Source organism: Paucibacter soli, from assembly GCF_037482845.1.
GTDB lineage: Bacteria > Pseudomonadota > Gammaproteobacteria > Burkholderiales > Burkholderiaceae_C > Paucibacter_B > Paucibacter_B soli.
In genome coordinates this window covers 168,327-194,296 of record NZ_JBBHJW010000009.1, presented here as the reverse complement: position 1 = coordinate 194,296, position 25,970 = coordinate 168,327, and the positions used below count along the sequence as shown (strand labels likewise).

Sequence of the window (25,970 nt, the reverse complement as noted above, 5' to 3'; positions counted from 1 at the left end):
TTCCAATATCACTGGCCGACTAGCGGCTGACCGACCCCGAGCGGGAGGCAATTGAGCGCTGAGCTTCCATTTGAGGACGGAGAGCTGCATCAGCCATGAGCATTTCAAGCATGGCCTGGGTGGCCAGAATCCGCTCGCGGTGCTGCCCGCGCTCATGCTGGACCTTCAGTCGGATCGCCTTCATGTACGCCAACTCGGCATAGAGCCGAGGTTCGGTCAGACTGCCAATCTGCCTGAGGTAGTCGGGATTCATTGCACGCGAAGCAATCAGGTCTCCGAGCACTTCATGCACGCTACCGTCCAGGCCCATAGCCGGCGGAGTGCCGCCATCAGGTGCTGCCGCCTGGCTGCCAGGGTCGATCACATCACTCTGGGGAGGAGTTCCGCCTTGAAGCACGCCATCCCGAAGCGGTGGGCGGCTGCAGAAGCGTGCTATTGGGTCCACAGCCTGACCGCCAGCCTCAACCTGGAAATGCAGGTGCGGGCCAGTCGAACGGCCGGTGTTTCCGGAGAGCGCAAGCTGCTGACCCTTCTGGACCAAATTGCCAACGGTCGCAATATTTCGCTCGTGGTGCATGTACTTGATGAGAGGGCCGTTTCCGGCACTCCGCACCACCACCCAGTTGCCGGCTGATTGACTGAAGCCAGACACATTGACGACCCCTGCGTCAGCGGCTACCACCTGGGTGCCAATCGGGCAGCCGAAGTCCACACCGTGATGGTATTCGGATGAGTAGTTTTTCGTGATCGGATTGAAGCGCGGACCGAAGGCGCTGGTCACGCTGCAGCTGACAGGCACCTGAATGCAGGACTGCGCCAGCGCAACCGTAGGCTGCAGTGAAGCCGCCAGGCCGAGGGCCGCGGCTGCGACCGAGAGGGCAGTGCGGAGCGCGGATAACATCAGTTGGGCTCCTGGGTAACTTCAGTGCGCGACGGCATCGCCATGAAGCGTGCCGACACATCCAGACGCCGGCGCGTGGACTCGTTCAGCTTGACGGCACAGACCTGTGCCGTAGCGGACTCAAGAGCAATCGCATCTCGGAATCCATGGGCCAGCAAATAGAACCTGACGGCAGGCTTGGAATAGGCATCGCCCATAGCCTTCTGCGACGTTGCAGCTCGGCCGACGATCTCGGCAAGACTGGCACTCATGTCTTCGAGGTCAGCGCCATGCGAGTGAGTCGACGACGCAACACGGTGCTCACCCTCAGCACGCACAGATGTCGGGTATGAGGCGTGTGGCACAGGCTGGGTGAGGATCGTCAACAAGGCTTCCAGGCTCTTAGCGAACTGGCTTGCGTCAAAGTCGGAAATTTTTGTGCCTGCCTCATCCCGAGCCATCTTTGCGGCCACAAGATTCCCGCCGCGAAGTAGGCTCGAAGCCACCGTAGCCGCCTCCAGTGCAGGGCCCGCCTTGGGTGCCGAGGCCGGATAGCCGACACGGTTCATGGAATCCAACGCCCAAGTCAGGTCTTCAACTTTGGGTGCAAAGCCGCTGCTCGACTTAGCAGCCAGCAGGGTGGACGTCTGGTTGGCGCCGGCGCACTGCAGCGCGCCACCAAACTGTCGCCCCGGAGGGGCTCTCTCTGCCGCGAACGCGACCGAAGAGAGCAGGCTGGCAAGGAGGAGGGCGGAAGCGTGCTTCATGGTCACTTGCCGGTGACTGCTGCTTTGGCTGCTGCAACACGCTGAGCCATTAGCTGCGGCTTAAGGACCTGCTCGGCCATGAGGCTTAGCTGGTGGGCCTGGAGGGCCTCGACGCGCGAACTTTGCTGCATGGCTTGAAAGCTCATCCACAACTGGAAGTTGTTCATCTGAGCCATGTCGCGGAGAATCAGATTCGGGCTGGTGGCCTTCATCAGGTCGGCCACGTTTTTCGGAGAGAACTTCGACGCCACAAAGCGCTCGACCACTTCAGCCATCGACATGTCAACCTTGCCGGACACGAACCCAGCAACTGGAACGCTGTCCATCATGGTGTCCTTGCCCAACCCAGGCTGCGTACGATGTGCTTCCTTGTTCTGATTCAGTGCATACGCTGCCATCGACTGCATCGCAGCGTAACGGCGGGCGAGCTCCACATAGGCGCGTGCCTGGCGATTCTTGCGGTAGTAATCCTCACCCTTTTGCTCCAAGGCTTCAGGCGGTACGCCACCAACCACACGTTCAATGAACGCGTCAGCGGCTTGGCCCTGAGCATTCCCATTTCCCTCAAAAGAGCTGGAGCCGTCAGGACTCTGGAACAGGAAGGCTGCGTCTCGATCAGCGCCCGCCAGATTCTTGTACTCGCCGCCACTCACCTTGCAGATTCCCTGGTCCTGCTCTTCGGGCGTGCAGAACTTGGCGCTCGATGACTTGAAGGAGGCCTCGACGGCGCTGAAAGTGTTGGGATTCGCAGAAGCACTGATCTTGGACATGAGAGCGCCCTGGCTCTTGAATGCCGCTACCTGTGTCGCCTGAGTTGCCGTACTCAGGCCAGAGGCCGTGGACACTGCCTCGCAAGTTTGCACGGGCTGCTGCATGGCCGCCTGGAGATCAGCGGCTCGATTGCGCAGGTCTTCCTGCTGCTCATAAGCCTCGATGCCCTCAGAGACCGCCTTGTCAGCCATGGCCGCTTTCGCTACCTCAGCACGAACACTGGCTCCCGACTGGATCACCGATTCCTCGATGCCTAGGCCGGTGCTGCCCACGAGCTTCGAGACGAAGGGCATGAAGTTGCCGACCATGTTCAGGTAGACCTTTGATGCGTCGGCCTGGCACCAGACGGCGAATGCGCGACCAGGCGTCGTGAAGTTCACGAAAACAGCAGTGACGCAAATGACAGCAGTAGCTTTGAGTTTGAAGTTCATGTTGATACCCCTCAGCGAGCGGTGGCCGCGGCCTTGGCTGCGGCAACTCGTTGGGCTTCAAGTTGAGGGCGGAGGACATGCTCTGTCATGAGCGCAAGCTGGTGCGCCATCAACGCTTCTGTTCGCGAGTCCTGCAGCAGCGTCTGATGCTCCATCCATAGTTGGAATGCATTGGTCTGCGCCATGTCGCGCAGGATCAGATTCGCGTTCGTTGCGGTGGCAGCGTCCTTCATCGATTCCGGCGAGAACTTCTTGGCCACGAATCGTTGCATCGCCTCAAGGATGGACATGTCAGCCTTCCCAGAAGTGAAGCCACCAGCTGTCACGTTCGCCATGTTGGTGCTGGTCCCAAGACCAGGCTGGGTCGTGTGAGCCTCTTTGATCTGGTTGAGCGAGTAGGCGCTCATCGAGGAGACGGCAGCAAAGCGCCGCATCAGCTCCACATAGGCACGGCTAGCGGGATTCTTCTCATACTGAACACCCTCGAGTTGCTGAGGGGGAAGGGCAGCAACGACTCGCGTGATGTACGCATCGACTGCGCGCCCATGAGGCCCGTCGCGCGGCCCGTCATAGGACGGACTCGCATCCTTTCCCTGGAAGAGGAAGGCGGCGTTCTGGTCAGCGCCGGCCAGGGCTACATTGCCGACCTTGCATATCCCACGAGCCTGCTCGGCCGGGGTGCAAGTCAACTCATTGCTTGCCGCGTGCGCCTTGTCGACCAGGTCGGCCGTGTTTTTGTTCCCCGTAATCTGCGCAAGAACTCGTTTCTGGCTGCCGTTGACCTTGGCACGTCCAGCCATCACCGAGCCACTCAACCCATCTTGGACTGCCATGGTGTCGCAGGTCAGGGCTGGCTGCTTCAGGGAACCCGCAAGATCCTGGGTGGTGTTCTGAAGCTTGACCTGCTGACGATACTGCTCAAGCCCCTCGGCGACCGACTTCTTGGCCATTGCTCCCTTGAGGATTTCAGCGCGAGTAGCCGCACCAGATTGTGTGACAGCACCCTCAACGCCCAGCCCCATGGTGGCCATGAACTTGTTCATCGCCTGCTGCTGAATCGTGTTCATCAGGTCGTTGTACAGAGGCGCCAGCTGGGCATGTGCTGCGCCTTGGAGCGCCAGATTCAAGGTGGCGCCCATCAGCAGCGCTGTCAATGCCCGGCGAAACTGCGCGAACTGGGCCTGGATGCGCGCCAACAGTCTGTTCTTCAGCATCACTTCGGATTCCTCGATTCCTTGATCTGATTCAGGGAGTAAGCAGCCATGGACAGATATGCGGCATATCGACGCTGGAGTTCAGCGTAGGCCCTCGCTTGCGGAAGCTTCTCGTAAATACCCTTGTCACGCCGAAGCTGCTCTGGTGGAGTGGGCCCATAGACCACTCGGGCGATATATGCATTCACCGCCGTGAATTGGGCCCCATCGCGCTTCCCCTCGTAGGTGTCACCGCCGCTACGGCTTTGGAAGAGGAAAAGAGCGTTCTGATCTGCACCAGCAAGATTGACAAACTGGGCATCAGTCGACACCTTGCAGACACCGGTCGCAGCCTCGCCCTCAGTGCAAAACCTCTGGTTTGACGCCAAATGGACGGCTTGCATGGCCAGGTACGTGTTGACGTTGGCAGCCGCTTGGGCGCGAACTACTTTCTGTCCACGCATGGCGCCAGCACGAGCGGCGATTTCGCCCTCAGTGATCGCGTCTTGGCTGTCCATCGCGTAGCACATGGCATCCGGCTGGGTCAGGTCCTCCTTGATCTGGGCAGCCTTCGTCTGCAGCTTGCCTTGTGCCCGGTACCCAGCCAGTCCTTCGGCCACAGCCTTGCTGACCATCGCCGACTTCAGAATTTCGGCGCGAACCGCAGCCTCAGACTCAGAGATCGTTTGCCGCAGCGACACACCATCCCCATCTTCAGCAATCGCAGGCGAACTCATCAGCGCGGCCATAGCGACGCCAAAGAGACCGAATCCCAGCTTCGAGAGGCCTGTGTTCACAACGCCGGCGTGCATAGCTAGACCTTACTTTCCGGTGTTAGGGCGGGAGTAGACACTTGAGTTCAGCTGGCCGACCTTGCCGCTCACGGTGCTGGAAAGCACATTGCCGCTGATCGCGGGGGCCAAACCAGATACACCACTATTCGTCACCGAGCCCTGGAAGTTCATACCCTTGACGCCAACGTCATTGAGGATGCCGTTCATCTTGTTGTTGAACGTTGCCTGACCCTTGTTTGCTGCAGTGGTCATCGCCTGATCGACCAGCTTGTTCATGATGCCGCTGAAGTCGAGATTCATCAGCTTTGACAGGCCGCCAGCCGCGTCGATGCTCATCAGGCCCTTGATATCTTGGGACTCCTGGGTATAGGAGCTCGGATCCTGCTTAGGCACGCGAGCTTGCACAGCCTTCTGATAGGTGCTTTGAACGTCCTGAGCAAGCGCCTGGCAGCGCTGGGCGCCGCTTGTCGCCTGAGCGAAGGCAGTACCCGCGAGAAATGTGACCGCAAGAGCCACAAAAATCGTATTCAGCTTCATAGATGATCCCGTTTAGTCGTTGGTGTAGCCAGCCTCAGCCAACAGTTCGATCACATACGCGATCCGCTCAGGACTGAAGACTCGCGACAGCAAGTGCTGTCGCTCAAGAGTTGTGATTCGCTCGACCAAGATCGAGCCGAACCCTTCATCGCCAAAACGAGCCTGATCCACCAGGTGGCGTGGGATGTCGGGGTGTACCTGGGTCAGCCAGGCAAAAAGAGCCAACGCACGTCCTGACCGCAAATACCCCATGAACTCGATAGTCACTCCAGGGTCGCGCGTGACAGACTCAGTCACACGAGTCGAACTGGCACGGTTGAAGCTGCTGCTCACCAAGGCCACCAGCTGCTCAGCCCTGGCACGGTACTCAGGGCGAACATCGATGGCCCATGGCTCGCAACGCTCCATCGCATTGATAAGCTTTTCAACCCCCTGAGCCAACCAGTGCCGTTGCACACCTGCAGCTGATAGGTCCAGGACCCGCGCGTGCTGAGCGCTTTGCGGTAGGGGGTGGTTCATAAGTGAAGGCGGTGTATGACGCAGCGGATAGAATATCACATATGCAATGTTTTGGCAACTACTCGCAAGCAAATCTGCGAACCCTGGGGTCTATCCGCTCACTTTAGGGTGCGCACTTGTGCACAATTGAAAGCAAGCTCCGAGCGTCCAGCTTGCCAATCTATGAATTTGTGCGGCTGCAAGAATTGGAACCACCCTTTGGAGTGGTGGACAGAACTTTGCAAGCCGACTGTGCGATTCTCTCGGTCAATGAAGTCACCTATCGAACTGCTAACACTGCTGCATGAAGGCGAAAGCGCCGGTATGGCCAAGAGGGCCTGGAGCTGGCTTTTTGTCGCTGCCCTTACAGCTCTTGTTTGCGTGGTCGCCAGTCGCATAGGCGAGCTCCTGGGAACCAGTCTGGTTCTATGCTCTGCCTACGCCATCCCCGCAGCGATGACTTTGCGAGGACTTGCTCACGGGTTGTCTAGCTTCAGCGCTGTCACGCTGGTTGGTGTCCTGTTGCTCAAGGGCGAGCCAGCAGGGACTCGGCTTGGATTTGTGATTGTTGGTCTATGCGTCGCGATAGCTGCGCTCTACATTGCAGTCTGTGCAGGTGAGCGAATTGCCGAGGCTAGGCGCGGCCTTGGAAAGCTTCGAATCCTGATGGCCAATCGACAGACTGCCCTCGCGAATGCAGGCGTCTGTGTGGTTGTGGTTGGGAGAAACTTAACCTGGAGTTACGTGAACTCTGCGGCCTGGAATGCTTTTGGGGCAGACCCGCTACTTCGCAAGGCGGGCGATGGCAGGATCGAACTGGACGATGAGGCGGCGACTGCCTTGATGCATTCGGGGTCTCGAGAGTCTTGGAGAAGACTACGGGAGTCGGTTGCTGCTGACTGCACGGAGAGTAGCATCGGTCCTGGGGACGCGCTTCCGCCCTACGCGGTCTGGCTGCATGACGTGGCGGGCAAGCGAAGGCAGTTCAGGTTTACGGTCAGCTCAGGCAAGATGAATGAGATGATTTTCATTGGCACCCCATGTGAGAGTACCGGAGCCATTGAAGAGGACGGGCAGAGCCCGGAGGCCTGGTTCAAAGCGGTCATCGACTCGATATCTGAGCCGGCCGTACTTGTCCAGTCCGATGCGTCCATCTTGGTCTCAAATGAATCATTTTCTATTCTATCGGGATCACGCGGACAGGAAGTTGACTTCCTATTCGAATGCAAGAATGTCAGAGGAGCCGATGAAGGCTCATTCTTGAGCGTCGTCTGGATGCCAACCAGAAATGGGGCTACCGCACTCCAGGGGCTCAACCTAGTGGGTGTCGGCCCCGCAGTTGGAGCGAGACTCTCGTCCCCAAGATCCTCTTACACAGAAGCGGTTCTCATCGTTTTCAAGGATGAGGAGAAGCCTGCTCCAGCTGGATTCACTGAGGTGACCAGACCAATGGAGGCCTGAAGCCACCACAGTCCCAAAAAAGAAGGCTCTTTGCTCGTTATCTGTTGCAGGCTCATCTGGTGAGCTACTGGTCGTGAAGACTGGCAGGCAAGGCCTAGGGATTGGGGCCTGAGGAGCCAGGCATGCGCAGTCGAGAGATGGAGAAGTTGCTGGAACAGGCGGCGAAGCTGACGCCCTCGCAGAAGCAGCAACTGCTATCGGTCTTGAGCGAGACCGACGACGTGGCCCGGGTGGTCGAGGTGCTGGAATCCCGGCCGAGCATGTGCCCGCATTGCAGCAGTACGCGCCTGGTACGCCATGGCCACGCCAGTGGGTTGCGGCGCTACCGACAAGTGGGAACAGCAAGCCCAGGTGCTGCGCGACGGGTTGAGCGTGCACCAGTCGGCCGCGATGCTGACCGTGGCGCCCAGCACGGCGTTCCGCTGGCGCCACCGCTTCCTGCGACTGACCCAGGGCGTGAAGGCCCAGCTGCTGCAGGGTGTGGTCGAGGCCGACGAGACCTACTTCCTGCGCTCCAGCAAGGGTCAGCCGGTACGCTCGCGCAAACCTCGGCATCGCGGTGGCAGCGCCGCCAAGCGCGGCCTGTCCGACGAGCAAGAGCCGGTGCTGGTGGCTCGCGACCGTTCTGGCGCCACGGCAGACTTCATCCTGGAGAGGGCAGACAAGGCGCACACCATCGAAGCATTGGCACGGGTGCTGGCCCGCGACGCTGTACTGTGCACGGACTGTGGCGGGGCACTCGGAGCGGCAGCCCGGCACCTGGGCATTGAGCACCACGCGCTGAACATCTCCAAAGGCCAACGCGTTCAGGGCGCCTGGCACATTCAGAACGCCAACGGCTATCACGGTCGGCTCAAGAACTGGATGCGCCGCTTCAAGGGCGTCGCCAGTTCGTACCTGGCCAGCTACCTGGGCTGGTTCCGGGCCATCGACCGGTCAGCACAAGCTCCCCGCCAGCCCGCGCCGTTCCTGGCTCTGGCCGTCGGCGCTTGAGTTCGTCAACAGCTAATGAGCAAAGAGCCAAAAAGAAAAGGCCCTGAACGATAGTTCAGGGCCTTTTGCTTGGGCGAGAAATCAGTGCATAGCCAGAAGTGCGCCGAGTTCTTCCTCATCGTTGTTCGACATCGCAGCGTCGACGGTCTTCTGATCTACCTTGGCATCGAGCTTTTTCGTAAGGTAGTCGTTGTACCACTCTCGCATGCCGCCGCTCATGGAGACCTGAGCGCTGGAATCGTTCGCAGCACGCATGAACTCCGAGAAGAACTTCTCTTCGAGACCAGGTAGGACACGGGCACCGCGACTGCCTCGTGATCCTTCAAAGTCTGCATTCTTGAGGCAAGACTTGATCTCGGCATTGTTCAGAATCCAGGCACCTTTTTCGGCTGAGGCGTAGACATTGATGTAGACGTGGCCAGTTCGACCATGGATGCTGTACTGGCGAGTATCAGACTTGAGGCGATGGTCATCGCAAACCTCGAGGTATTCCCCCTGTTCAGTTTTTGAGGCAAAGGCCGCGATCAGCGTCTCAGCCGTGTCAACGGAAACCGGAAGCTCATGGATCGTCTTCAAAGTTTGCGACTTCGGCATCAGGATCGCGTGGTGCCAAATACCGCGTTCGTCCGAATAGGTGACGGCAGTACCTTGCTTTTGGGTCTCGGCAATTTCGGCCGCCCGATACAGATTCCCCTCGAGAATGATCCGCTTCTCGCTGCCGACTACCGGCTGCGAAAGCGATTCGAAGATCCGCTCGTAGTCCGATTCGATGCTCTTTATGGTGTCCTTTGCTGCATTGATCGTAGTCATGCAGGTTCTCGTGTAGAGGGAGGACAGAGAAATCTCAATCTTCTTACGAGATTTCAGCGAGTAGCCAGTCAGCTTGTACTCAGCCATGGAAAGGAAATTGGTCTCCGGAACTTTCCAGCCGGTGATGAAAATTCCATCACCGTATCCAAAAACATAGTCGGAGATATCGTGACGCGCATCATCATCATTTCCGGTTCCGAGTGCTTCAGCATTCCCGGGATCGGTGAAGGTCAGCACAGATCCTGGCGTGCATTTCGGCAGGCGTTTGGACAGCCAGGCGAACTTGTTGGCGGCATTCCTGACCGCGTTCGGCTTATCGTCCATCATCGCCTGTTCGATGGTGGCGAAGCGCTTGGGTAGCATGCCATGCAGGGCTGGTGTCAAGGCGCGGTCACTGTTTGCGACGACAACCTTGGCGAAGTCCTTGCCAAACTTTTCCACCAGTGCGGCCCGGCCGATCTCGATGGCAGCCAAAACCTCGTCCTTGTTCAGGCCTGGGAGTTGGATTGGGTAGGTGAGCTCGGTTACTGTCACGGCTTCATTGAAAACGGAGTCGTAGCCGCCGGCGACCTGCAAAACTGCACTGCCTGTCTTCTGGGCTCGCAGATCGTATTCCGCCGACTTCAAAGGATTGACCCCCTCGAGTTCGTACTGCTCAATGAGGGCCTTGAACTCAGCGGTGATTTCACGATAGACGCGAGTCTGCGTGTCCACATCCAACATCAGCAGTCGGCCGGTCAGCATGTCAACGAACTTGGTGTTGCCAAACTTGGCCTGATCTTCTGGGATCTCACCAACCCGGTAGCCAATGATTCGACTGACTTGCGGGTTGGATTCCATCCAGCGATAGCAGACCTCGTTGCCAATCTTGTTCAGGATGTCAGGGACATCCTCGTTCAAGGCCGAGTTGTCAGCATTGCCGCTGATGTTGGCACTCATCTTGCGCAGCTTGGCGTTCTGCATCGTGATGAGGCGGTTCTCAGCAGGCAAGCCTGAACTGACCATGTGGATGACTGGCCAGCAGACCTGACCCTTGCGATTCACGCGACCCCAGAACTGGAGGCGCTGGGCGATGTCAGAGGCCGGCTGGAGTTCGATCAGCTCACGCTGGCTTTGATCGCCAAAGGTGCGGCTGGCGTGCAGAGAAATGCCAGTCGATCCAGACTTCGAGAGGATCAACGCATCCAGAGAGCCATTGTTGAAGGCATTCTTCAGCGGAAGCTTCTTGCGCTCGGACATGCGCACGACGCGGTGGGTCCCGTCGGCATTGACCTGGAGGCGCATGCGACGACCAGAGATTTCATCGACGGTGTAGCCGGCCTCGGAGATTCGGTCGCGCACCAGGTCGATAGGCGACAACGGGACGTCAGGCATCGCGTCGATCATCATCTTGAGCTGGGCGACGGAGTCCTCCAGCTCTGGCGTCATCAGATTCATCGGCGTGCTGCTGATGAGTCGATTGCCCTTGCGAGTCTGCTTCGATGCCTTGAACATCGAGTCGACATACTTGTGCAGGATGTCCTTGAAGCTCACGGTGCGGCCGAGCTCGATGACTTCGGGCAGCTTGGAGCGACCCTTCTTCTCGTCACCCTGCTCAGCCAGGCCGTCGAAGAGACCCGGCTCGTTGCCGACGTTGGCCAGGGGATCGGCAGCAGCAAGGCTCGACTGGTCGCCCGCTGCGCGAATCGCTTCGCTCAGGAGCTCGTGGTCCAGCTCGACGCCGTCGATCAACTCCTTGAGCACCGTCTCCATAGTGTTCTCGACCGTGATGACGGGCTTGCGACCCTCCTTCAGGGCATTGATCGCCAGGTCTGCCGACTGGTCGGCGTTGACGGCCATCATGAAGGCGCGCGAGAGGTTGTAGAACTTGCTCGAGAAGTTCGTGTACTGCACGCCGACGGTAGGTACAGCTGGCGCATTGCTGGACCCGTTTGGTCCGCTCTTGCTCTTCTTGGCGGCCTTGAGGCTCTTCTCGAGTTCCTCATTCATCGAAATGGCGATTTCCTCGACCTCACCAGAGACATAGCTCATCGCGGCCAAGACCTGGGCGAAGCCGTTTGCCCAGTATTCGTTTCGCTCCTTGCGGTCCTTGTCGACCGTGACCTTGAACTCGAGGTTCGACAGGTCATGCTCACGGCGGATCAACCGGCCGTCCTTGGCCAGCATGCCGGACACGATCTCCTGCATGGCCTCGCCGCCGCGGGTCAGCGTCTCGCCGATGGTCGACGCGCGCAGATTGGACGGGAACAGGCGCGAATACAGAATGAAGTTGCCAATGTCTTTGGCGAAGGTGGCCGACGAGTAGGCGACGGCGCCGGCGTTTTCAACCAGGAATCGCAGGTTCGTGCCCGTCTGGGACTTCTCACCAGCAGCAACGTGCGACTCATCGAGAATGAGCAGCGCGCCATTGAACGCACCCGAGTAGAGCCACTGGTGCTTCAAGGTGGTCATGTCGGACTTGATGCGCTCGGACAGGTCCTTGAGCATGTCGTCCTTGCTCAACTGCAGTAGGGCGGCATTGCGGTCCGCCTGGTCGGCCAGGTCGCTTTCGCCTCGGGCACGGAACGCGAGCGAAGCCGACTTCTCATAGGCGACTGCGCCATCAAGAGTGGTGACGCCGTTGCTGGCGTAGTCGCCGAGGCCGAGCTGGCTTCCTGCCTTGCTCAAGGCCGCGAAGACGTCCGCATCGGTCTTCAGCAAGTCACGGATGCACCGGGCCAGGATCGAGTTGCGAAACGCCGAGCCAGACTCGTACTTGCGATTGAACTGCGAGTAGGTGGCCAGAACGATATCGTGGTCGGCGGGGAAGTCGCCGCACGCCATCGTCATCTGGGCCGCATCGCGCTTGGGGCTACGAGCAATTTCCTTTTGCGTCGCCGTATCGCGGACGATCAGCTCGTTGTTGACGATGAAGGGGTTGCCGAGCTCGTCCATGCAGTTGATGTCCTGCACGTCACGATAGAAGTCAGAGAAGAGGTCAGCCTTCTCAGTCATGAAGACCACGGGCATCCCGATCTTCTTGGCGTAGACAGCCAGCGTTGCGGCCACTCGGCCCTTGCCCAGGCCGGTCGCGTCCGCCTCAACCATGCCCATGCCGTCGTCAATCGACTGGATGCCGATAGCGACGGCATCGGTCTGCTCAGAGCTCAACCGCTGCTCGAGCTGCTCCATGGTCCAACCAAGCTTCGAGCAAACAAACTCATCGATTCCCAGGCCGTTGCTGTCAACAATGTGAGCCAGGGCCATGCGGACCGGACCGAGCAGATTTCTGGGGCTCATGGTCTCAGGCTCTGAAACCTGCGAGGACGCGATGTAGGGCGCTTGCCAGCGGTTCTCTTCGCGACCGTCGTCACCGAAGGTGTGAACTTCGCCCATCTGAGAGGCGCGGAGAGACTCGGCCCAGCTCCACAGACTGCCGTAGTCGAACAAAACCGGGATGTCGGCGCCAACAGAGAAGGCGTAGTCCGGCTCAGAGCGTTTGCGTCCAACTACGACCATTCGAGAGCCATCGGTTGCGCCTGGCCCGATCAAGGACGGAGCGATGTCGACCAAGCCGGCGATCTCGAATCGCTGGCCCAGTGCCGAGATCACGCGGCGGAACTCGTTGTCCAGTTTGCCGGCCTTTTCAGTGGACAACAGGAAGACGGTGAGGCCATCCGGGTTGCGCTTGCCAATCGCCGACAACAATGCCTCCGAGTCAGTCCGAGTTACTCGGACTCCACCCAAAGATTGAGGATCCAGCGCCTCACCAAATACGGCGCCCAAAGCAATGTCATGCTCAGGTATCGAAGACTGAGAGACAGATTCAGCACCAAACGACCAGGAGTGGGAACCCGGGGCGCTTGAGATGTCGATGACCTTGGGAAGCTCACCCGATTCGCTCGAAAGAGCGCTCGCGGATGCTAGTGATTGCATGACAACTGCGATTGGAAGCGGCGTGGTCCATGTCCCGCTCTCGCGCCAGAACGGCGGGCGTCCTTCGTGCAGTTGAAGTGCTGCCTCAAATGCGTCCTGTCCAGCGCCCTCGACAGATGAGACGCGCTCCAGCATTGCAGCGTCGACTGCAGCATGGAATCGGCTGACGACGCTCTTGTCTTCTGTTGAATTCGGGCCGCTGACGGCCTCCACATAACGGATGAAGTCGTCGGAGTGCAGTCGGCGGCCGCCCTGAATTTCCTTGACCATGCCCGCCGCAACCTGGACCAACTCCTCGTTGGTCGTAGCGCGCAAGAACATCGGCCCCGATGAGACCTCGCCAGCTTCTCGAGCAATGATGCTCACTCCGGACTTGGCAAAACGCTGACCATCGCCGGACTCGTAGACCTCCTGTCCTTGGGCGTTCAGGCCCAGGAAGAGGGTCTGACGAAGCGCTGCCGCCGGACTAAGCGTGTCGCTCGCGTCACCATCAGACTCGTCGACCGAGTTGCCAGCGACCTGGTTGACCGCCTCAGCTACCAATGTTTTCGTCGGATGCCAGCTAAGGCGTCCCTTCCCGGCTGCCATCTGACTCAAGCGCTGATCGCGGCGCTCGAGAATCAACGGACGTACACGGTCCCGGATTTCTTGGTCTGTAAGTTGCAGGACCGACGCCAGTGGGAAGTTCGTGCCAAAGCCAGGGATATCAAGCTTCAACGACGATTTGACGTACAAGCCAAACCATCGTGACTGGGAGAAACCCATCCGGCGAGCGAGTTCGCGCCATGCGCCATCTCGGTCAACCATGACCATCCGCGGCTCTCCATTCGGCATGTCGAGGACGCCAAAGTGGATCCCATAGGCCGACATGTCTGGCCAAGGACGCTTGCGAGGGGAGGGGGCGATGTTCTGGCTCATTGGGTGCACTCAGTAGAGTTCTTTGCAAAACGCCAAGGTGTCGTGGCGCTTTGGAAAGAAGGCCCCAACAGGGGCCTTCGGATCGTCTTTGCGATTCAGATCAACGGGCAGCGCCGCGGCGGTAGCGGCGGCCGGGGGCGGCCTGTTCGGCACCCTCATTGGCGGCCGAAGCGGCCGGGGCGCCGCCAGCGGGGATGTCATCGCCGATGTCGTGGTCACCACCTTGCCCGGGAGGGCCTCCAGCGGCACCCATCAGGTCATCGCTGGCATCAAAGCTGCCGAAGCCAGAGTCCAGGACCTCGCCACGAGCTTCCGGCTCCGTCGGATTGACCGCATTCGCCGTGGTCGGCTTCGGCGGCTCAGGCGACAGGACGTCGGTCTGCGCATAGCAGATGGCGTTGACCAGGCCAGCGGTAGGCTGACGCGTCCACAGCGGCTCGAAGTGGCTAAAGAACACAGCGCGCTTGCCGTCCGCACCAGGATCAGTCAAACGCACCGCCACAATGGCCGGTCGGTAGTTCGTCAGGGTATAGCTGCGGCCGGCATCGCTGACTGCCTCCTGGTTGAACTGCTTCAGGCGGTTCTGCACCACCTTGTTCGCCATCATGACGTCAGTGGTCTTCGGGCCGGCCCATACGTTGCCGTACGGAATCACTTCACAGGCAAACTCGCCACTATCGACGGCCTCCTGCATCGGCTCGATCTCCTTCATGAAGGCGGCCACGTCGTCGTCAGGCGAGGAGTCGCGCGAGCGACCGACATACATGGCGTCGAAGCCAGCACTGCTCGACAGACGGACACCGGCGCCGATGCCGTCGCTCAACAGTTCAGTGAGGGCCTGCTTCAGTTCAGCCGTGTTCTGAACCTGGAAGGGTGGCTGGAGCTTCAGCGCATCAGCCATCTCGTCACTGAGGTGCCTGAAGTCACCATCGTGCAAGACGGTCATCAACGAGTACGGACGACCTTCCGGGAAGTCGGCGCTCTTGGCGTTGCCGCGCTTCACTGGCGACACGTGGACGGTGGCCATGAAGACCTCAGCCTCGCCCTTGGTATGCGACAGCGACTGAATCCAGCGGGCGCCAAACTTGTTGTCTCCCTGTGGGAACGCCTCCTGGATCAGCAGGATACCTTCGGGGGCCGTGCCGGGATGCTGGCGATCCTTGCGCGGAGCGGCGAAGTCCTTGATTTCCGAGCGCTTGAACGAGCTGCGACGTTCGTATTCGACATCACGGAGGTAGACGGAAACCTCTTCACCGTTGTCCAGGCGCTTGCCGTGGACCATGTGCTGCTTGCCAGTGGTGTCGTACGCGATGACTTTGATGGCGAAGGTTTCGGGGCGAGCGTTGCCAGAGGTCTTCTTGGCAAACAGGTGAGTACGTTCCATTTTTTGGCTCCTTAATGCCATGGACGGTTGCTGAATACGACGAGGCCCAAGCCCTATCCGAACGTCGCTTCGGGGCCGCGAGCAGGCGCAAGGCGCTGGCTCGAGAACCGTTAAGCACCAACCGAGGTTGGCCGCGAAATATCAATTGCCCGCAGGACCCGTCAGGATTGCCCTGCCGGTACGTTCGATTCATCAGTAACGGCACAGAGAATATCACATACGCAGCTATTGTCAAGCTGAATAATTTGCACTGCTGGCCCAATCCCTTGGCGGTTCGTTGGCCATGTGCTATCTAATGACAAGAGACAAATGAATGTCTCAACCCAGAGGCCCCAAGCGCCTTGACAGTTTTTAGCAAACGTGTAGACTATATCTCGTTCACCACCGCTATGAAGACACAAGCCGACATGAAACAGAGACCAACCCGGGCCGCTGATGGTTGCGCAAGTGGCCGTCCGGCCACACGCGCTGACCACGCTCGTGCTCGGGCCCTCAAGATTTCTCGGCACGCTCTTGGCGAGCTCATGATCCAACGCGAGATCGCAAACCTGGCGCCTGCGTTGATAGGCGGCCTCGTTGCTATTGCTCAGCGCTTGCTGGCCTCGGAACCGATGGTTGAATCTCCTCGCTTGGGCCTGGATGAGGCGAAGGCTGTTCTGCAGATGCGAGGCATGCCGTATACAGAAGCCTGTGGCTCGGTAGATGCACTCTGCGCCCTGGGCCTTCTCCGAGAAGATGAGAGCGGACTTCGGATCGCCTCCATCGACATGGTGCTCAGTGAGCAGCTGGCGCAAGTTGCAAATCGTTCGAAGGGTTGGGTCAAGCGCACATCGGAATCCGGCCTGGCGAGCAAAGCACTTGCGGCTGCCCCAGATCGGGCCAATGTGGTTTCGGCGCCGGCGCCGGCGCCGGCTTCGGCTCCCGCTGCGACCGCAGACACTATCGCTCCTGCGGAGTCTGGCCACCTTCCTGGTATTCCGCCGGCCACTGCTCCGGTCGCAGCACCTGCGGCAACTCCAGCCCGAAAGCTAAGTGGTTCTGTCCTGGTGCGTCGCTTCGGCATCAACGACAAGATCGAACCCGGCGACGATGACCCGACCATGGTCCGCATCGCCTGCGAGGGCGACCGTACTGCCGAGATTGCGAAGTCCTTGGTTGACCACCTGCAGGTCACTTTCAAGAGCCTCGACGTCGAGCAGCAGCTGCGGATGGCCGCCCTCTGGTGCGAGTCGAACAAGGCGCGTCAAAAGACCTTCACTGGCCTGCGCCGCTTCATCAATTCGTGGCTGTCGAACGCCTCGCGTGATGCGGATGTGCGCCAAGCGGTTGTGCGAGCTGGCAAGACGGGGAATGGCTTTGGCCAGGGTGGCTCATACGGCGGGCCTGAGGCGGATCACCAAGCCGGCTCTTCGACTCCTTTTGGCGACGACCTCTCCGACCTAGATGGTCTGGAAACCGATCTGAAGCCGGCTACCAGCGCCGCCACGCAGGTTGCAGCTATTCCTCAAGCGGCCCCGTCCGCAGTCCGCCCTTCGGCAGCGATGCTGGCTCGCGGCAGCCGCACCAGCGCCCCTGCGTGGCGCGCCAGCGGTGCGCAGCGACGCCTCAGTGACCAGTTTGGCCGCAAATGACCCATCCGATCTCTTCTACGTGCCTGGAGCACGGAAAGCCGATGCGCATGCTGGGTGACCAGTTGGTGTGCACCGCATGCTTGGGCCGCGCCAGCGTCGACGCCAGCCAGGCCTGGTCGAGCCTGAAAGCTCGTCAGGAAGCCTATCGCCATCAATCCCTGCAGGCGGCCGCCGGCATTCCGCCGACCTTCTTTGCTGAGTCCTTCGAGACCTTCCGTGCTTCCAATGAGAAGGCCGGGAAGCTCGTGACTGTCTTGCGCAACTATTGCGGCAACTTCCAGGTTGCGCGATTCAAGCGGACTGGCTTCATCTTCATTGGCTTGCCGGGCACTGCCAAGACGCACTTGGCCTGCTCGATGGTCCAGGCCCTTGTGGCGCAAGGGATCTCGGCCGTTTACACCAGCCTGCCCAGGTTGACGCGCGAGATTCGGAACGCGTACGGGAAGCCGCGCGGCGTGGAGCAGATCATCAAGTCGCTCGTGGAGGCCGACTTCCTGGTGCTCGACGAAATCGACCTGCACGGCACCTCAGACAACGACTACAGCACCCTCTACGACATCATCAACGCCCGCTATGAGCAGCCTGGATTCCCGACTCTGGCGATCAGCAATCGGCCTCTTGAGCGCCTGAACCGCGATCTCGACGAGCGTGTCGTGTCCCGGATCTTGGCCGGTACCGAGCCGATCATTTTTGACTGGGAAGGCCAGCGAAATGTGCGCGGCCCTCGCGAGTCAGCAAAGGGAGAGTCCCGTTGAATACCCGTGTCTCACTTTTTGCGCGCCGCGGCGATGAGTCTGACGCCCACCCCATCGGAGAGATTCCGGTGATGGCTGAGCCTGTTGCCGGGTCTTCTGCCGTGCAGATGGCCGAGCGCTCGGTGGTCGGAGCAATCCTAGCCAACAACGCGCTCTTCGACGCCATTGCCGACGTTATCGTTGCATCCGATATTGCGAGCCCGATCCTTTCGGCGGTGTTCGCCGGAATTGTCGAGATCATCGAGGGGCGCGTCGACGGCATCGACGTTGCCGACACCATTTCGGTTGCCAGTCTCCCCTCTGTCTGCCAGCTCGCATCGACTGAAGACCTTCAGGCGCTCGTTGCCGCCGTAGGCGCCAACCCTGAAGCGGCCGTTTCGCACGCCAAGGTGGTGGCCACTGCTTCGCAGGAGCGAAAGCTCCGCGCAGCAGTGACGCAGGCTCAAGCCATATCCGCAGGCGACACGCCGGTTGAAGAGCGCGCCGGCGAGATTCAGAAGTTGCTGACAGGCGCGACTGAGGCTCGATCCCTACCGATCAAGTCCATCGGTGCGGCAGCTGTAGAGGCCCTCACCGAGATGGCCGAGCGAGCAAGCTCGGGTGTTTCGACCATGGGGATCACCACCAGCTACCCTGACCTTGATGCGCTGACGGCCGGCCTGCACGCGGGGCAGCTCATTATCGTTGCGGCCCGGCCGGCGGTCGGCAAGACCGCGCTCGTGATGTCGCTTGGCCTGGGTACGGCGGCAGCTGGCACCCACGTCCTAATGGCCTCGATGGAGATGAAGGCCAAGGAGCTGTCCAAACGCGCGCTTGCCATCGTCTCAGGAGTCGACTCGCACGCCATTCGAATGGGCGCCCTGTCTGAAGAGGACTGGGAGGCGATTGTCGCCGGCGGGGAGGAACTCTCCGAGTTGCCGTTCAACGTCGTGGACATGCCCAGCGTGACGCTGACAGCCCTCTCTGCGCTGGCGCGCCGCCTGCACAGGGAAGGGAAGTGCGACCTCATCATCGTGGACTACCTGCAGCTCATGGAGACCGTAGGTGGAAAGCACACGAATCGCGAGCAGGAAGTTGCCGCGATCTCCCGAGGCCTAAAGAAGCTGGCAATGCAGCTGGGCATCCCTGTGATTGCCCTGTCGCAGCTGAACCGAGCCGTCGAGAACCGAGCCGTCCAGCGTCCGCAGATGTCGGACCTCCGCGAGTCCGGCGCCATCGAGCAAGACGCCGACGTCATCATTTTCATTCACCGTGAGGACGATCAGGCCGAACTAATAGTCGAGAAGCAGCGCGAAGGCCCGACTGGCGTCGTGCGGATGGGCTACATCCAAAAGAACACGAAGTTTGTGAGTGTCAATGACACGGGCTTCGATCAACACCGCCTGGCTGCTTGAGCCCGGCACCAATTTCAGTATCAGGAGAGACCATGGCACCGCCCAATTCCCAGACCACCAAGCCGCGTTCGACTGGTGCGACCGAGAGGGTCCAACTGCGCAACGAGTTCTACAGGGACAAGTTTCGTGCGATGGCGACCTCGATGCCTATTCTTCTGGTCGCACTGCTTCTGTCGATCTGCATGAATTTCGTACTTGCAACTCGCAAGCCCCAGGACAGGTATTTTGCCGTTGACCCAGCCGGCCGGATTGTCCCGATCCGCTCCTTGCAGGAGCCATACGTTACCGATGCCTATTTGGCAACCTGGGTGAGTGAGAAGGTTTCGCGCTCCTATTCGATGGATCCGCAGAACTATCGCCGACAGGTCGGTGACCTGCAGCCGTTCTACACGCCTGAGGGGTATGAACAGTACGTCCAATCGCTCCAGTCTTCTGGGACCATCGATCTCATCACCAAGAACCTCTTGGTCATGTCGGGCGTCCCGATGGGAGCCCCTATCGTGGCAGCACGCGGCGAAGTCAACGGCATCTATTACTGGAAGGTCCAAATTCCGATGCTGGTCGACTTTCGATCTGGCACGAAGACCGCCCAGAAGAAGCGGATCGTGGAAGTCACGGTTGTTCGCCGTCAGACGATTGAAAGCCCGGACGGCATCGGCATTAGCCAATTCGTCGCTTCCGACTCTTGAAGTTACAAAAGTGAGGTGATATCTGTGATGTTCGTCACAGGTATCAGCGGGGAGGCCCTCTTAGGGGGGTGCTAGGTGGACAGGATTGAGACAGAACGTTTCGACACAATTCGTTTCATTCGAGCTGCTAGCGAAGCCGAATACGGATGTTCCCCAACCCCGTTAACCGCATACCAAGTTCACCCTGGAGCCTTAGATGACCGCACAAGCACTTGTTGCCGCAGCAACTGCAACTGATATCGCAACCTTCGAGGCCAATGGCCGTGCAAGCGGCGCGCTTGATGCCGACGGCTTCTTCACTCAGGATGACTGGGAATTCGAGCTGGACACGATGGCCGCGCCTTCGGTGGCAGCACTCAAGGACCACCTGGACAAGGCTCCTGTTGAAAGCGAGACCGCCAGCTTCCTGCGGAGCTACCTGATGGACGGCCGGACTCATTTCACCGCCTTCGACTGATCCATTCAATTCAGCAAATTCATGGGGAACAAGCTGATGAACCGCTACCAAATAAATGCCCTGATCTTCGCAGCAATGACTGTGACTGTCGGTGCTTCATGGGCCCAACAAGGGGCCAGCACACCCGCTGCTGCCGCTTCGGCGCCCGCAGCAGTGATTCCTAAGTTGCCGAAAGACGTCGCTGCCCTTGCGACCTCTGACGCTAACAAACCCGGCGTGGGTCTGTCTCCTGAACAATTCGGAGCGCTGCTGAACCAGCAGATGCCCTTGAGCCCTAATCAGGTCCGCCAGGTGAATCAGGTCTCCGACGCCGTCAAGCAGGCGCGCAATGCTCGCGTTGGCCCAGCCCCGAAGCCTGTCAGCGTCACCGCGCGTGTCAAGCTTTCGGCGGGAGCAGAGCCGCACATCCTGCGCCTGTCCTCGGACACCGTCACTTCTGTCATCTTCAATGATGTCACCGGTGCGCCTTGGAATGTCGTCCGCGTGATCGCTGGCGCCAAGGACCTGCTGGACATCTCCAGAGACAAGGACGCCCCAGGCACGAAGACCAATATGTTCACCATCGTCCCCTTGGACGATCACATCTCGACCAATGTGGCCGTGTTCCTTGAAGGCGCACCGGCTCCAGTCGTGATGGTGGTGGCCACCAATCAGAAGGAAGTCGACTTCCGTGCTGACATCTCAGTCCAGGCCCGCGGGCCGGCTGCCGTGATGCCAGCGATCTCGCGCGGCCTGGCTGAAAGCGTGTCGGCAGAGCTGACCACGATGGTGTCCGGCCTCACGCCTGCACAAGCGAAGCCATTGAAGGTTGTCTCCAGCGATTTCCCGGAAATTTCTGCCTGGGTCATCGGTGAGCGTATGTATGTCCGCTCGAAAGCGAATGTGCTTGCACCGCCCGTCCCAAAGGATGGCAAGGTTGCTACAGGTGCCGATGGTACGAAGGTGTATGAACTACCACATGCACCAGAGGTTCTGCTCATGCAGGGCGGTTCAGTTGGCCGGTTGAAGCTCTCTGGCTTTTCGCCTCCCACGATGACGCAGATCGCCACGAAGTAAGGAGCCCGGCATGAGCAACGAGAACCCGCTATTTGATGATGAGCCGGTGGACGATGATGTGCAGCACGTCGGGAATGGGCCCATTTCGACTGCGCCGCCTTCGAAACTCGAAAACGTCACCGGGCTGACCAAGAACCCAAAGACTCGCCGCGTTGTCATCTTTACCGCTGGTGCGGTACTTGTCGTGGGCGCGATTGCAACGATGGGAGTCATCTCCAAGAACAGGCGTCCAGCGCCTGAACCACCCGCTTCAATTACTGGCGCCGCAGTAGGGCAGGCCCCTACCAGCCTCGATGAGACAGCCAATCCAGCACTGGCTCAGTCGACTCAGTACCAGGACATAGTTGCTCAAGCAGGTGCTCAACGCGCATCTGAAGCGGCGCAAAGTGGCCTGAGCACTCAGCCCCTGGCTGCAACGGTCGAGGCTTCGCTGCGTCAGTCAAAGACTCCCGCTGAGCTTGAAGAGATCGCAGCCAAGGAGCGGAAGGCCGACCAAGAGTCCAAGGCGCTCGGTGATGCGCAGCGGCAGATGGTTGAGATCGCGAATCGACAAGCCGTCGCTCAAGGCCAAGTAGCCGCACCTACGCAGGTCTCAATGCAGGATCCAGCCTATCAGCAAATGATGCAGAACGCGCAGCAGGCAATTTTGGCGCTCAGTGCAAATCGTGCGCGCGGCAGCCAGGTTTTCGCTATGGTCGACAACGCCCAAGCCACGCCCGTTCAAGCGGGCACTACGGCTCCCATGACTGGATCGCAAAGGCAGGTCATGTCCCCTGTTGCGCAGCAGGTACAGAACCCTCAGTACACGTTGATTGCTGCCGGATCGATTGAATCGGCACGCATTGACACTGCGGTCAACACAGACGTAGGTGGTGATTTTGTTGCCACGCTGGTTACAGGCCGCTACGCCGGTGCGAAGCTTATTGGCGTTGTACAACGCCGGGGCGAGCTGGCGCAGATGACTTGCCGCACCATTTCGTTCCCAAACCAGGGCGTGAGCTTGCCTGCTTCTTGCACGGTGCTCGATGCCGAGACAGGCGAGGGCGGCACTGCTACTGAAGTGGACCGAAAGCTGCTAACCAAGTATGCAATCAAGCCGCTGGCGGCTGGATTCGCCGCGGTTGGCGACTACTTGAAGAACTCCGGTACGACTGTCACCGTAAATGGAAGCACGACGGTTTCTTCACAGCCTGAGCTGACTAGCAAGAAGGCCAGTCAGATCGTTGCCGGCAGCGCCGCTCAGCAGGTCAACACCGACGCAAACGCTTTGGATACAACCCCAACTGTTCGTGTTCACCGCGGTGCCGTAGTCGGTGTTGTGTTCGGCAGTGACGTCGTTTACACGCCGAAGAGCAAATAAAGAAACGTTCTTCGTGGCCGGACGTCAAGCCTGGGCTTGACTAAACAGAACCATTGTGTAGAATATATCCAATACACGACACACAGTCCGTAGGAGATTTGATTTTATGACCGCACTGGATAAATGGGGCAGCCGAGGCAAGAGTGAAGTCGAGAACGGCCCAGGCAACGAAGTTTTGGAGACCGAACTGCGCGGCAGCCGCACCGACCATCGCGCCCAGGATCAGAATGATTCGATTCTGCCGGAGCCAGAAGGCGATGAAGGGATCCTTGCCGAGGACGCTGCCGCCGCTCAAGAGCAGGCCGCAACACGCGCACTCAAGCAAAAGCAAGGCATGCGGGTGATCTATGGCGCCGTTGGCTTTGGCGGTCTGGTTATTGCTGGTCTTATCGCGATGAAGGTGCTGCGACCGGCCCAGATCCAGGCCGATCAACTGGCTCAGACTTCGCCTCAAGGTCAGACGGACCAGGCGCAAGTCATTGCGCAGGTTGGCCCCCAGCCAAGCATGCAGGCTAAGCCGATCATTGACGGCGCTTCAATCGCTGCGCCGGCGTCCGCACCGGCGGCGCTTGATTTCGGTCTCCAGGCTCCCGCACCTCAATCTTCGGCTCCTGCATTGACGCGCGTCGAGCCTGCGTCAAAGTCCAATCAGCAGGAGGCAGTCAATCTTCACGCGCAGCCCCAGGCACAGTTGCCGGTGACTCAGCCGCCCGCGAAGCCCAGCCAAGATGTGGCGTCGGCCGAGTTGGACAAGGTGCGATTTGAACTGTCGGCATTGAAGTCCAGCCTGGCTGAGCGCAGTCGCGAATACGACGCTTTGCGTGGTGAGCTTGCCTCGCTGCGTGACAAGGTTGCTTTGCGCCCGCAAGCGCCGGTCACTCCGAAACAGGTGACTCCGAAGGTTGAAGCTTCCAAGCCGGCTCCTGCAAAGGTCGAGGTCAAGGTGGCTGCAGAGAAGGCGGCCGAGCCGACCGCGTTAGCTGCCCCTGTCACACAAGCGCCGGCCTTGGCAAAGAGCAAGGTCAAGGTTCGCAGCGACTACGCGATCTATGCCTTTGTCGACCAGCGATTTTGGATCAAGGGCGCTGATGGCGAGCCTTTTGCCATCGGTTCCGATTCGCCCCTTCCTGACGGAACCCGTGTTACGGGTTTGGACAAGGACAAGGCAATCGTCTACACGAGCACCGGCGAGATCCGCTGAAGCCGTCCTTCACTGATCTTGATCTGGCCACCAAATGAATCAAGCTATCAACGGCTTCGAGTCAGTCCTTAATGCCCTGGGCATGCAGGCTGCCGACTTCATGACGCTGGTGACGGCGTTCGCCTATGCAGCCGGCCTTCTTTTCGTATTTCTCGCCTTCGTGATGATGACGAAAGCGGCAGATCCGACGGCAAGGGCCGCATATGGCGGAATGAGTTGGTGGTGGAGCCTTTTAACCGGCGTCCTTCTGTTCGCTTTGCCGGAGACGATGTCTGCTCTGGGGGGCACGTTCTTCTCCGGCCTGGCGGATACGAATCCACTCGTCTACTCGAGCCACTTGAATGGGCAGTTGGGCATGGGGAACTGCACGCTCCGGGGTATCCGTCCGTTGCTCATGGTTTTCGGCTACATCGCTGTGATCCGCGGATTGATCGTCTTTCGCACTGTCGGCATGTACGGCAACTACTCGCGTGGGAATGCAACTGTCACCCGCGGAAGCGTTCTGTGTATCTCCGGCATCTGCCTGGTGCACATGCAGCAGCTCTTGGCAATCATCAATTCCGCAACTGGCCTCAAGTTGGGTGAAGGCCTTTGCTGAGTGTTCTTTCGCCCATTTTTCAATCCTTCCTTCCTCAACGACTGGAGAGTCACATGAAGTTCAAGAACCGTATCAAGGCCACCCTGGTCGCCGCCGGCGCCTTCGCTTTCAGCTCCATGGCTATTGCCCAAACCAACAGTGCGTTCGGTAACGTGCAGGCGAACAACCAGAGCCTGGGCAAGATGTCCAAGAACGCGGCCAATTCGCTGGTCGACGCCACCGCACTGATTGAAGCCGGTCTGTATCTGGCTGGCATCATCTTCATCACGATGTTTATCTTCGCTCTGGTGAAGTGGAAGAAGTCCGAAGGCCGGGATGGCAGCCCGGGCCTGATTGCCGTGTACCTGATCGCCTCGGTCTTCTGTATCGCGGCTCCGACCGTCATCGGCGGCGGCATGGGCTCGATCTTCGGCACTGGGACTGTCCAAACGGTCAAGCCGCCGTCGCCGACCTTCGGCAACTAAGCCGCGGTACCTGAGTCGTTGAGTGGTCCGGCGGGCTAACCGCTGGACTTCAACGCAATTATCAACAACGTATTCAGACAATGCTCAATCTCGGCGTATCCGTTCAGACATGCATTCCCGGGCGCAGGCAATCCGCCAATGGAGCCGACCGACCCGGCGAGTGCCAGGCATGCAATGCTCCTGGCGGTCAGAACGGTGAGCTGCTTGAGGAGCATCGTGTGGGTAAAGGTCGCTCTGCCTACCTGTGTCCTCTGTGCCATATGTGCCTGCATCTGGACCATGCCGGCCGATCCAAAGCCGGTCGAGTGATCTGGTTGCCGGAAATGCCTCAAGAGCAACTGAATGTGCTGTGCTTGGCCATGTTTGTGGCCATCAGTCGCCAGGGTGTCTATCGCTCAAGCGAAGACGCCAAGGGCGTTGCGCAAGCTTCCTCTCGCCTGTACGAAGCGTTTGAGCGTAGGGCTGAATCCATCGAAACATTCCTCGGTGGGAGCACTGTCAAGGCCTTGATGCCACGCCAAAGCCTGTCAAACCCAGTTCATGTAGCCAGCCTGCTTGTCCGTGTGCAGCGCGAAGCGAAGCTGAAGCCCAGCGAGCTCGCTGCTCGCGTGGATGGAATGCGCCTCCTCCCAAATCCCAAGGCCTTCGAGTCCTATATCGACAAGGTCTCGCGCCTTGTCACCAGTCAGTTCCCTGTCCCGACCTGGACAAAACTGGCCGAAGAGGCCGCGCAGCGAAGCGCTGCCGCCATGGTCGACGAAACGTCGGTTTCCTTCGACGCTGAACCGGCGCTTGGCTGAGGTAGAAATTGTGACCAGCCAGTCGCTCGGGTGCGCATTCATAAATCAGAGCGGCCGACTCTCGTCTGGTGGCATTGCCAGCTTTGCCGGTGAGGAGGCATTCCGATTTACCGGTCTTGATACGTTGCAGGAGCGCGGTGGGCTCTGGATCGTTTCTACATCGGAATCGCAATTCTTGGTGGAGAACGGGGCAAGCCTACCGTTCTTGAGGCA

The 25,970-nt window shown here is 59.5% G+C and carries 21 protein-coding genes and 1 pseudogene; 13 read left to right on the top strand and 9 right to left on the bottom strand.

What is annotated here, in order from left to right:
- Positions 1-19: 19 nt before the first annotated feature.
- The 7 genes from WG898_RS18950 to WG898_RS18920 form a co-directional block, all read right to left on the bottom strand.
- Positions 20-901 (bottom strand): M23 family metallopeptidase, encoded by an 882-nt coding sequence (locus WG898_RS18950; RefSeq protein WP_339604342.1) that lies wholly within the window; start codon positions 899-901, stop codon positions 20-22.
- On the bottom strand, positions 901-1,647 hold the full coding sequence (locus tag WG898_RS18945) for a hypothetical protein (RefSeq protein WP_339604341.1): 747 nt from the start codon (positions 1,645-1,647) through the stop codon (positions 901-903). Before WG898_RS18945 ends, WG898_RS18950 begins: the two co-directional genes overlap by 1 nt.
- Before the next feature lie 2 nt (positions 1,648-1,649).
- A complete protein-coding gene (locus WG898_RS18940) occupies positions 1,650-2,849 on the bottom strand; it encodes a conjugal transfer protein TraW family protein (protein WP_339604340.1) in 1,200 nt (399 codons plus the stop codon).
- Between the two features lie 11 nt (positions 2,850-2,860).
- Complete coding sequence (locus WG898_RS18935; protein ID WP_339604339.1) at positions 2,861-4,063, bottom strand: conjugal transfer protein TraW family protein; 1,203 nt, start codon at positions 4,061-4,063, stop codon at positions 2,861-2,863.
- Complete coding sequence (locus tag WG898_RS18930; RefSeq protein ID WP_339604338.1) at positions 4,063-4,791, bottom strand: conjugal transfer protein TraW family protein; 729 nt, start codon at positions 4,789-4,791, stop codon at positions 4,063-4,065. Before WG898_RS18930 ends, WG898_RS18935 begins: the two co-directional genes overlap by 1 nt.
- Before the next feature lie 72 nt (positions 4,792-4,863).
- The gene (locus tag WG898_RS18925; RefSeq protein WP_339604337.1) at positions 4,864-5,373 is read right to left on the bottom strand and encodes a hypothetical protein; all 510 of its coding nucleotides are present in this window, start codon (positions 5,371-5,373) and stop codon (positions 4,864-4,866) included.
- A gap of 12 nt (positions 5,374-5,385) precedes the next feature.
- Positions 5,386-5,892, bottom strand: coding sequence for a type IVB secretion system protein IcmW (locus tag WG898_RS18920; protein WP_339604336.1), 507 nt, complete (start codon positions 5,890-5,892; stop codon positions 5,386-5,388).
- A 249-nt stretch (positions 5,893-6,141) separates the two neighbouring features.
- Here WG898_RS18920 and WG898_RS18915 point away from each other — a divergent pair, with 249 nt between their 5' ends.
- Together WG898_RS18915 and WG898_RS18910 are read left to right on the top strand one after the other, a co-directional pair.
- Positions 6,142-7,332, top strand: a complete 1,191-nt coding sequence (locus WG898_RS18915) for a hypothetical protein (protein ID WP_339604335.1) — start codon at positions 6,142-6,144, stop codon at positions 7,330-7,332.
- Between the two features lie 122 nt (positions 7,333-7,454).
- A pseudogene (locus WG898_RS18910) lies at positions 7,455-8,325 on the top strand (IS1595 family transposase).
- An 81-nt stretch (positions 8,326-8,406) separates the two neighbouring features.
- On the opposite strand, the gene WG898_RS18905 reads toward WG898_RS18910, so the two are convergent.
- On the bottom strand, positions 8,407-13,968 hold the full coding sequence (locus tag WG898_RS18905) for a strawberry notch C-terminal domain-containing protein (RefSeq protein WP_339604334.1): 5,562 nt from the start codon (positions 13,966-13,968) through the stop codon (positions 8,407-8,409).
- A 100-nt stretch (positions 13,969-14,068) separates the two neighbouring features.
- Entirely contained in the window at positions 14,069-15,352 is a 1,284-nt protein-coding gene (locus tag WG898_RS18900) for a hypothetical protein (protein WP_339604333.1), read from the bottom strand.
- Between the two features lie 524 nt (positions 15,353-15,876).
- Between WG898_RS18900 and WG898_RS18895 the strand changes: the two genes are divergently transcribed.
- The 11 genes from WG898_RS18895 (at position 15,877) to WG898_RS18845 (ending at position 25,757) form a co-directional block, all read left to right on the top strand.
- Entirely contained in the window at positions 15,877-16,983 is a 1,107-nt protein-coding gene (locus WG898_RS18895) for a hypothetical protein (RefSeq protein ID WP_339604332.1), read from the top strand.
- 41 nt (positions 16,984-17,024) lie between these two features.
- The gene (locus WG898_RS18890; RefSeq protein WP_339604331.1) at positions 17,025-17,738 is read left to right on the top strand and encodes an ATP-binding protein; all 714 of its coding nucleotides are present in this window, start codon (positions 17,025-17,027) and stop codon (positions 17,736-17,738) included.
- Complete coding sequence (locus tag WG898_RS18885) at positions 17,735-19,132, top strand: replicative DNA helicase (protein ID WP_339604330.1); 1,398 nt, start codon at positions 17,735-17,737, stop codon at positions 19,130-19,132. Before WG898_RS18890 ends, WG898_RS18885 begins: the two co-directional genes overlap by 4 nt.
- Before the next feature lie 32 nt (positions 19,133-19,164).
- Positions 19,165-19,821: a type IVB secretion system apparatus protein IcmL/DotI gene (locus WG898_RS18880; protein WP_339604329.1), complete on the top strand. Its 657-nt coding sequence runs from the start codon at positions 19,165-19,167 to the stop codon at positions 19,819-19,821.
- Between the two features lie 196 nt (positions 19,822-20,017).
- The gene (locus tag WG898_RS18875; protein WP_339604328.1) at positions 20,018-20,278 is read left to right on the top strand and encodes a hypothetical protein; all 261 of its coding nucleotides are present in this window, start codon (positions 20,018-20,020) and stop codon (positions 20,276-20,278) included.
- Positions 20,279-20,314: 36 nt separating this feature from the next.
- On the top strand, positions 20,315-21,334 hold the full coding sequence (locus tag WG898_RS18870) for a DotH/IcmK family type IV secretion protein (RefSeq protein ID WP_339604327.1): 1,020 nt from the start codon (positions 20,315-20,317) through the stop codon (positions 21,332-21,334).
- 10 nt (positions 21,335-21,344) lie between these two features.
- A complete protein-coding gene (locus tag WG898_RS18865; RefSeq protein ID WP_339604326.1) occupies positions 21,345-22,694 on the top strand; it encodes a DotG/IcmE/VirB10 family protein in 1,350 nt (449 codons plus the stop codon).
- Between the two features lie 106 nt (positions 22,695-22,800).
- Positions 22,801-23,895 (top strand): hypothetical protein, encoded by a 1,095-nt coding sequence (locus WG898_RS18860; protein WP_339604325.1) that lies wholly within the window; start codon positions 22,801-22,803, stop codon positions 23,893-23,895.
- Between the two features lie 34 nt (positions 23,896-23,929).
- Entirely contained in the window at positions 23,930-24,493 is a 564-nt protein-coding gene (locus tag WG898_RS18855; protein ID WP_339604324.1) for a hypothetical protein, read from the top strand.
- A gap of 53 nt (positions 24,494-24,546) precedes the next feature.
- Positions 24,547-24,957: a hypothetical protein gene (locus WG898_RS18850; protein WP_339604323.1), complete on the top strand. Its 411-nt coding sequence runs from the start codon at positions 24,547-24,549 to the stop codon at positions 24,955-24,957.
- A 260-nt stretch (positions 24,958-25,217) separates the two neighbouring features.
- Complete coding sequence (locus WG898_RS18845) at positions 25,218-25,757, top strand: hypothetical protein (RefSeq protein ID WP_339604322.1); 540 nt, start codon at positions 25,218-25,220, stop codon at positions 25,755-25,757.
- Positions 25,758-25,970: the final 213 nt, after the last annotated feature.

Excerpts from the sequence above, each read along its gene's own strand:
- WG898_RS18865 (WP_339604326.1), top strand. The coding sequence starts at position 21,345 with ATGAGCAACGAGAACCCGCTATTTGATGATGAGCCGGTGGACGATGAT.
- WG898_RS18900 (WP_339604333.1), bottom strand. The coding sequence starts at position 15,352 with ATGGAACGTACTCACCTGTTTGCCAAGAAGACCTCTGGCAACGCTCGC.
- WG898_RS18925 (WP_339604337.1), bottom strand. The coding sequence starts at position 5,373 with ATGAAGCTGAATACGATTTTTGTGGCTCTTGCGGTCACATTTCTCGCG.
- WG898_RS18940 (WP_339604340.1), bottom strand. The coding sequence starts at position 2,849 with ATGAACTTCAAACTCAAAGCTACTGCTGTCATTTGCGTCACTGCTGTT.
- WG898_RS18890 (WP_339604331.1), top strand. The coding sequence starts at position 17,025 with ATGCGCATGCTGGGTGACCAGTTGGTGTGCACCGCATGCTTGGGCCGC.
- WG898_RS18905 (WP_339604334.1), bottom strand. The coding sequence starts at position 13,968 with ATGAGCCAGAACATCGCCCCCTCCCCTCGCAAGCGTCCTTGGCCAGAC.
- WG898_RS18850 (WP_339604323.1), top strand. The coding sequence starts at position 24,547 with ATGAAGTTCAAGAACCGTATCAAGGCCACCCTGGTCGCCGCCGGCGCC.
- WG898_RS18875 (WP_339604328.1), top strand. The coding sequence starts at position 20,018 with ATGACCGCACAAGCACTTGTTGCCGCAGCAACTGCAACTGATATCGCA.
- WG898_RS18870 (WP_339604327.1), top strand. The coding sequence starts at position 20,315 with ATGAACCGCTACCAAATAAATGCCCTGATCTTCGCAGCAATGACTGTG.
- WG898_RS18860 (WP_339604325.1), top strand. The coding sequence starts at position 22,801 with ATGACCGCACTGGATAAATGGGGCAGCCGAGGCAAGAGTGAAGTCGAG.
- WG898_RS18935 (WP_339604339.1), bottom strand. The coding sequence starts at position 4,063 with ATGCTGAAGAACAGACTGTTGGCGCGCATCCAGGCCCAGTTCGCGCAG.
- WG898_RS18855 (WP_339604324.1), top strand. The coding sequence starts at position 23,930 with ATGAATCAAGCTATCAACGGCTTCGAGTCAGTCCTTAATGCCCTGGGC.
- WG898_RS18880 (WP_339604329.1), top strand. The coding sequence starts at position 19,165 with ATGGCACCGCCCAATTCCCAGACCACCAAGCCGCGTTCGACTGGTGCG.
- WG898_RS18930 (WP_339604338.1), bottom strand. The coding sequence starts at position 4,791 with ATGGCCGCGCTGATGAGTTCGCCTGCGATTGCTGAAGATGGGGATGGT.
- WG898_RS18915 (WP_339604335.1), top strand. The coding sequence starts at position 6,142 with ATGAAGTCACCTATCGAACTGCTAACACTGCTGCATGAAGGCGAAAGC.
- WG898_RS18920 (WP_339604336.1), bottom strand. The coding sequence starts at position 5,892 with ATGAACCACCCCCTACCGCAAAGCGCTCAGCACGCGCGGGTCCTGGAC.
- WG898_RS18845 (WP_339604322.1), top strand. The coding sequence starts at position 25,218 with ATGTGCCTGCATCTGGACCATGCCGGCCGATCCAAAGCCGGTCGAGTG.
- WG898_RS18895 (WP_339604332.1), top strand. The coding sequence starts at position 15,877 with ATGATCCAACGCGAGATCGCAAACCTGGCGCCTGCGTTGATAGGCGGC.
- WG898_RS18945 (WP_339604341.1), bottom strand. The coding sequence starts at position 1,647 with ATGAAGCACGCTTCCGCCCTCCTCCTTGCCAGCCTGCTCTCTTCGGTC.
- WG898_RS18950 (WP_339604342.1), bottom strand. The coding sequence starts at position 901 with ATGTTATCCGCGCTCCGCACTGCCCTCTCGGTCGCAGCCGCGGCCCTC.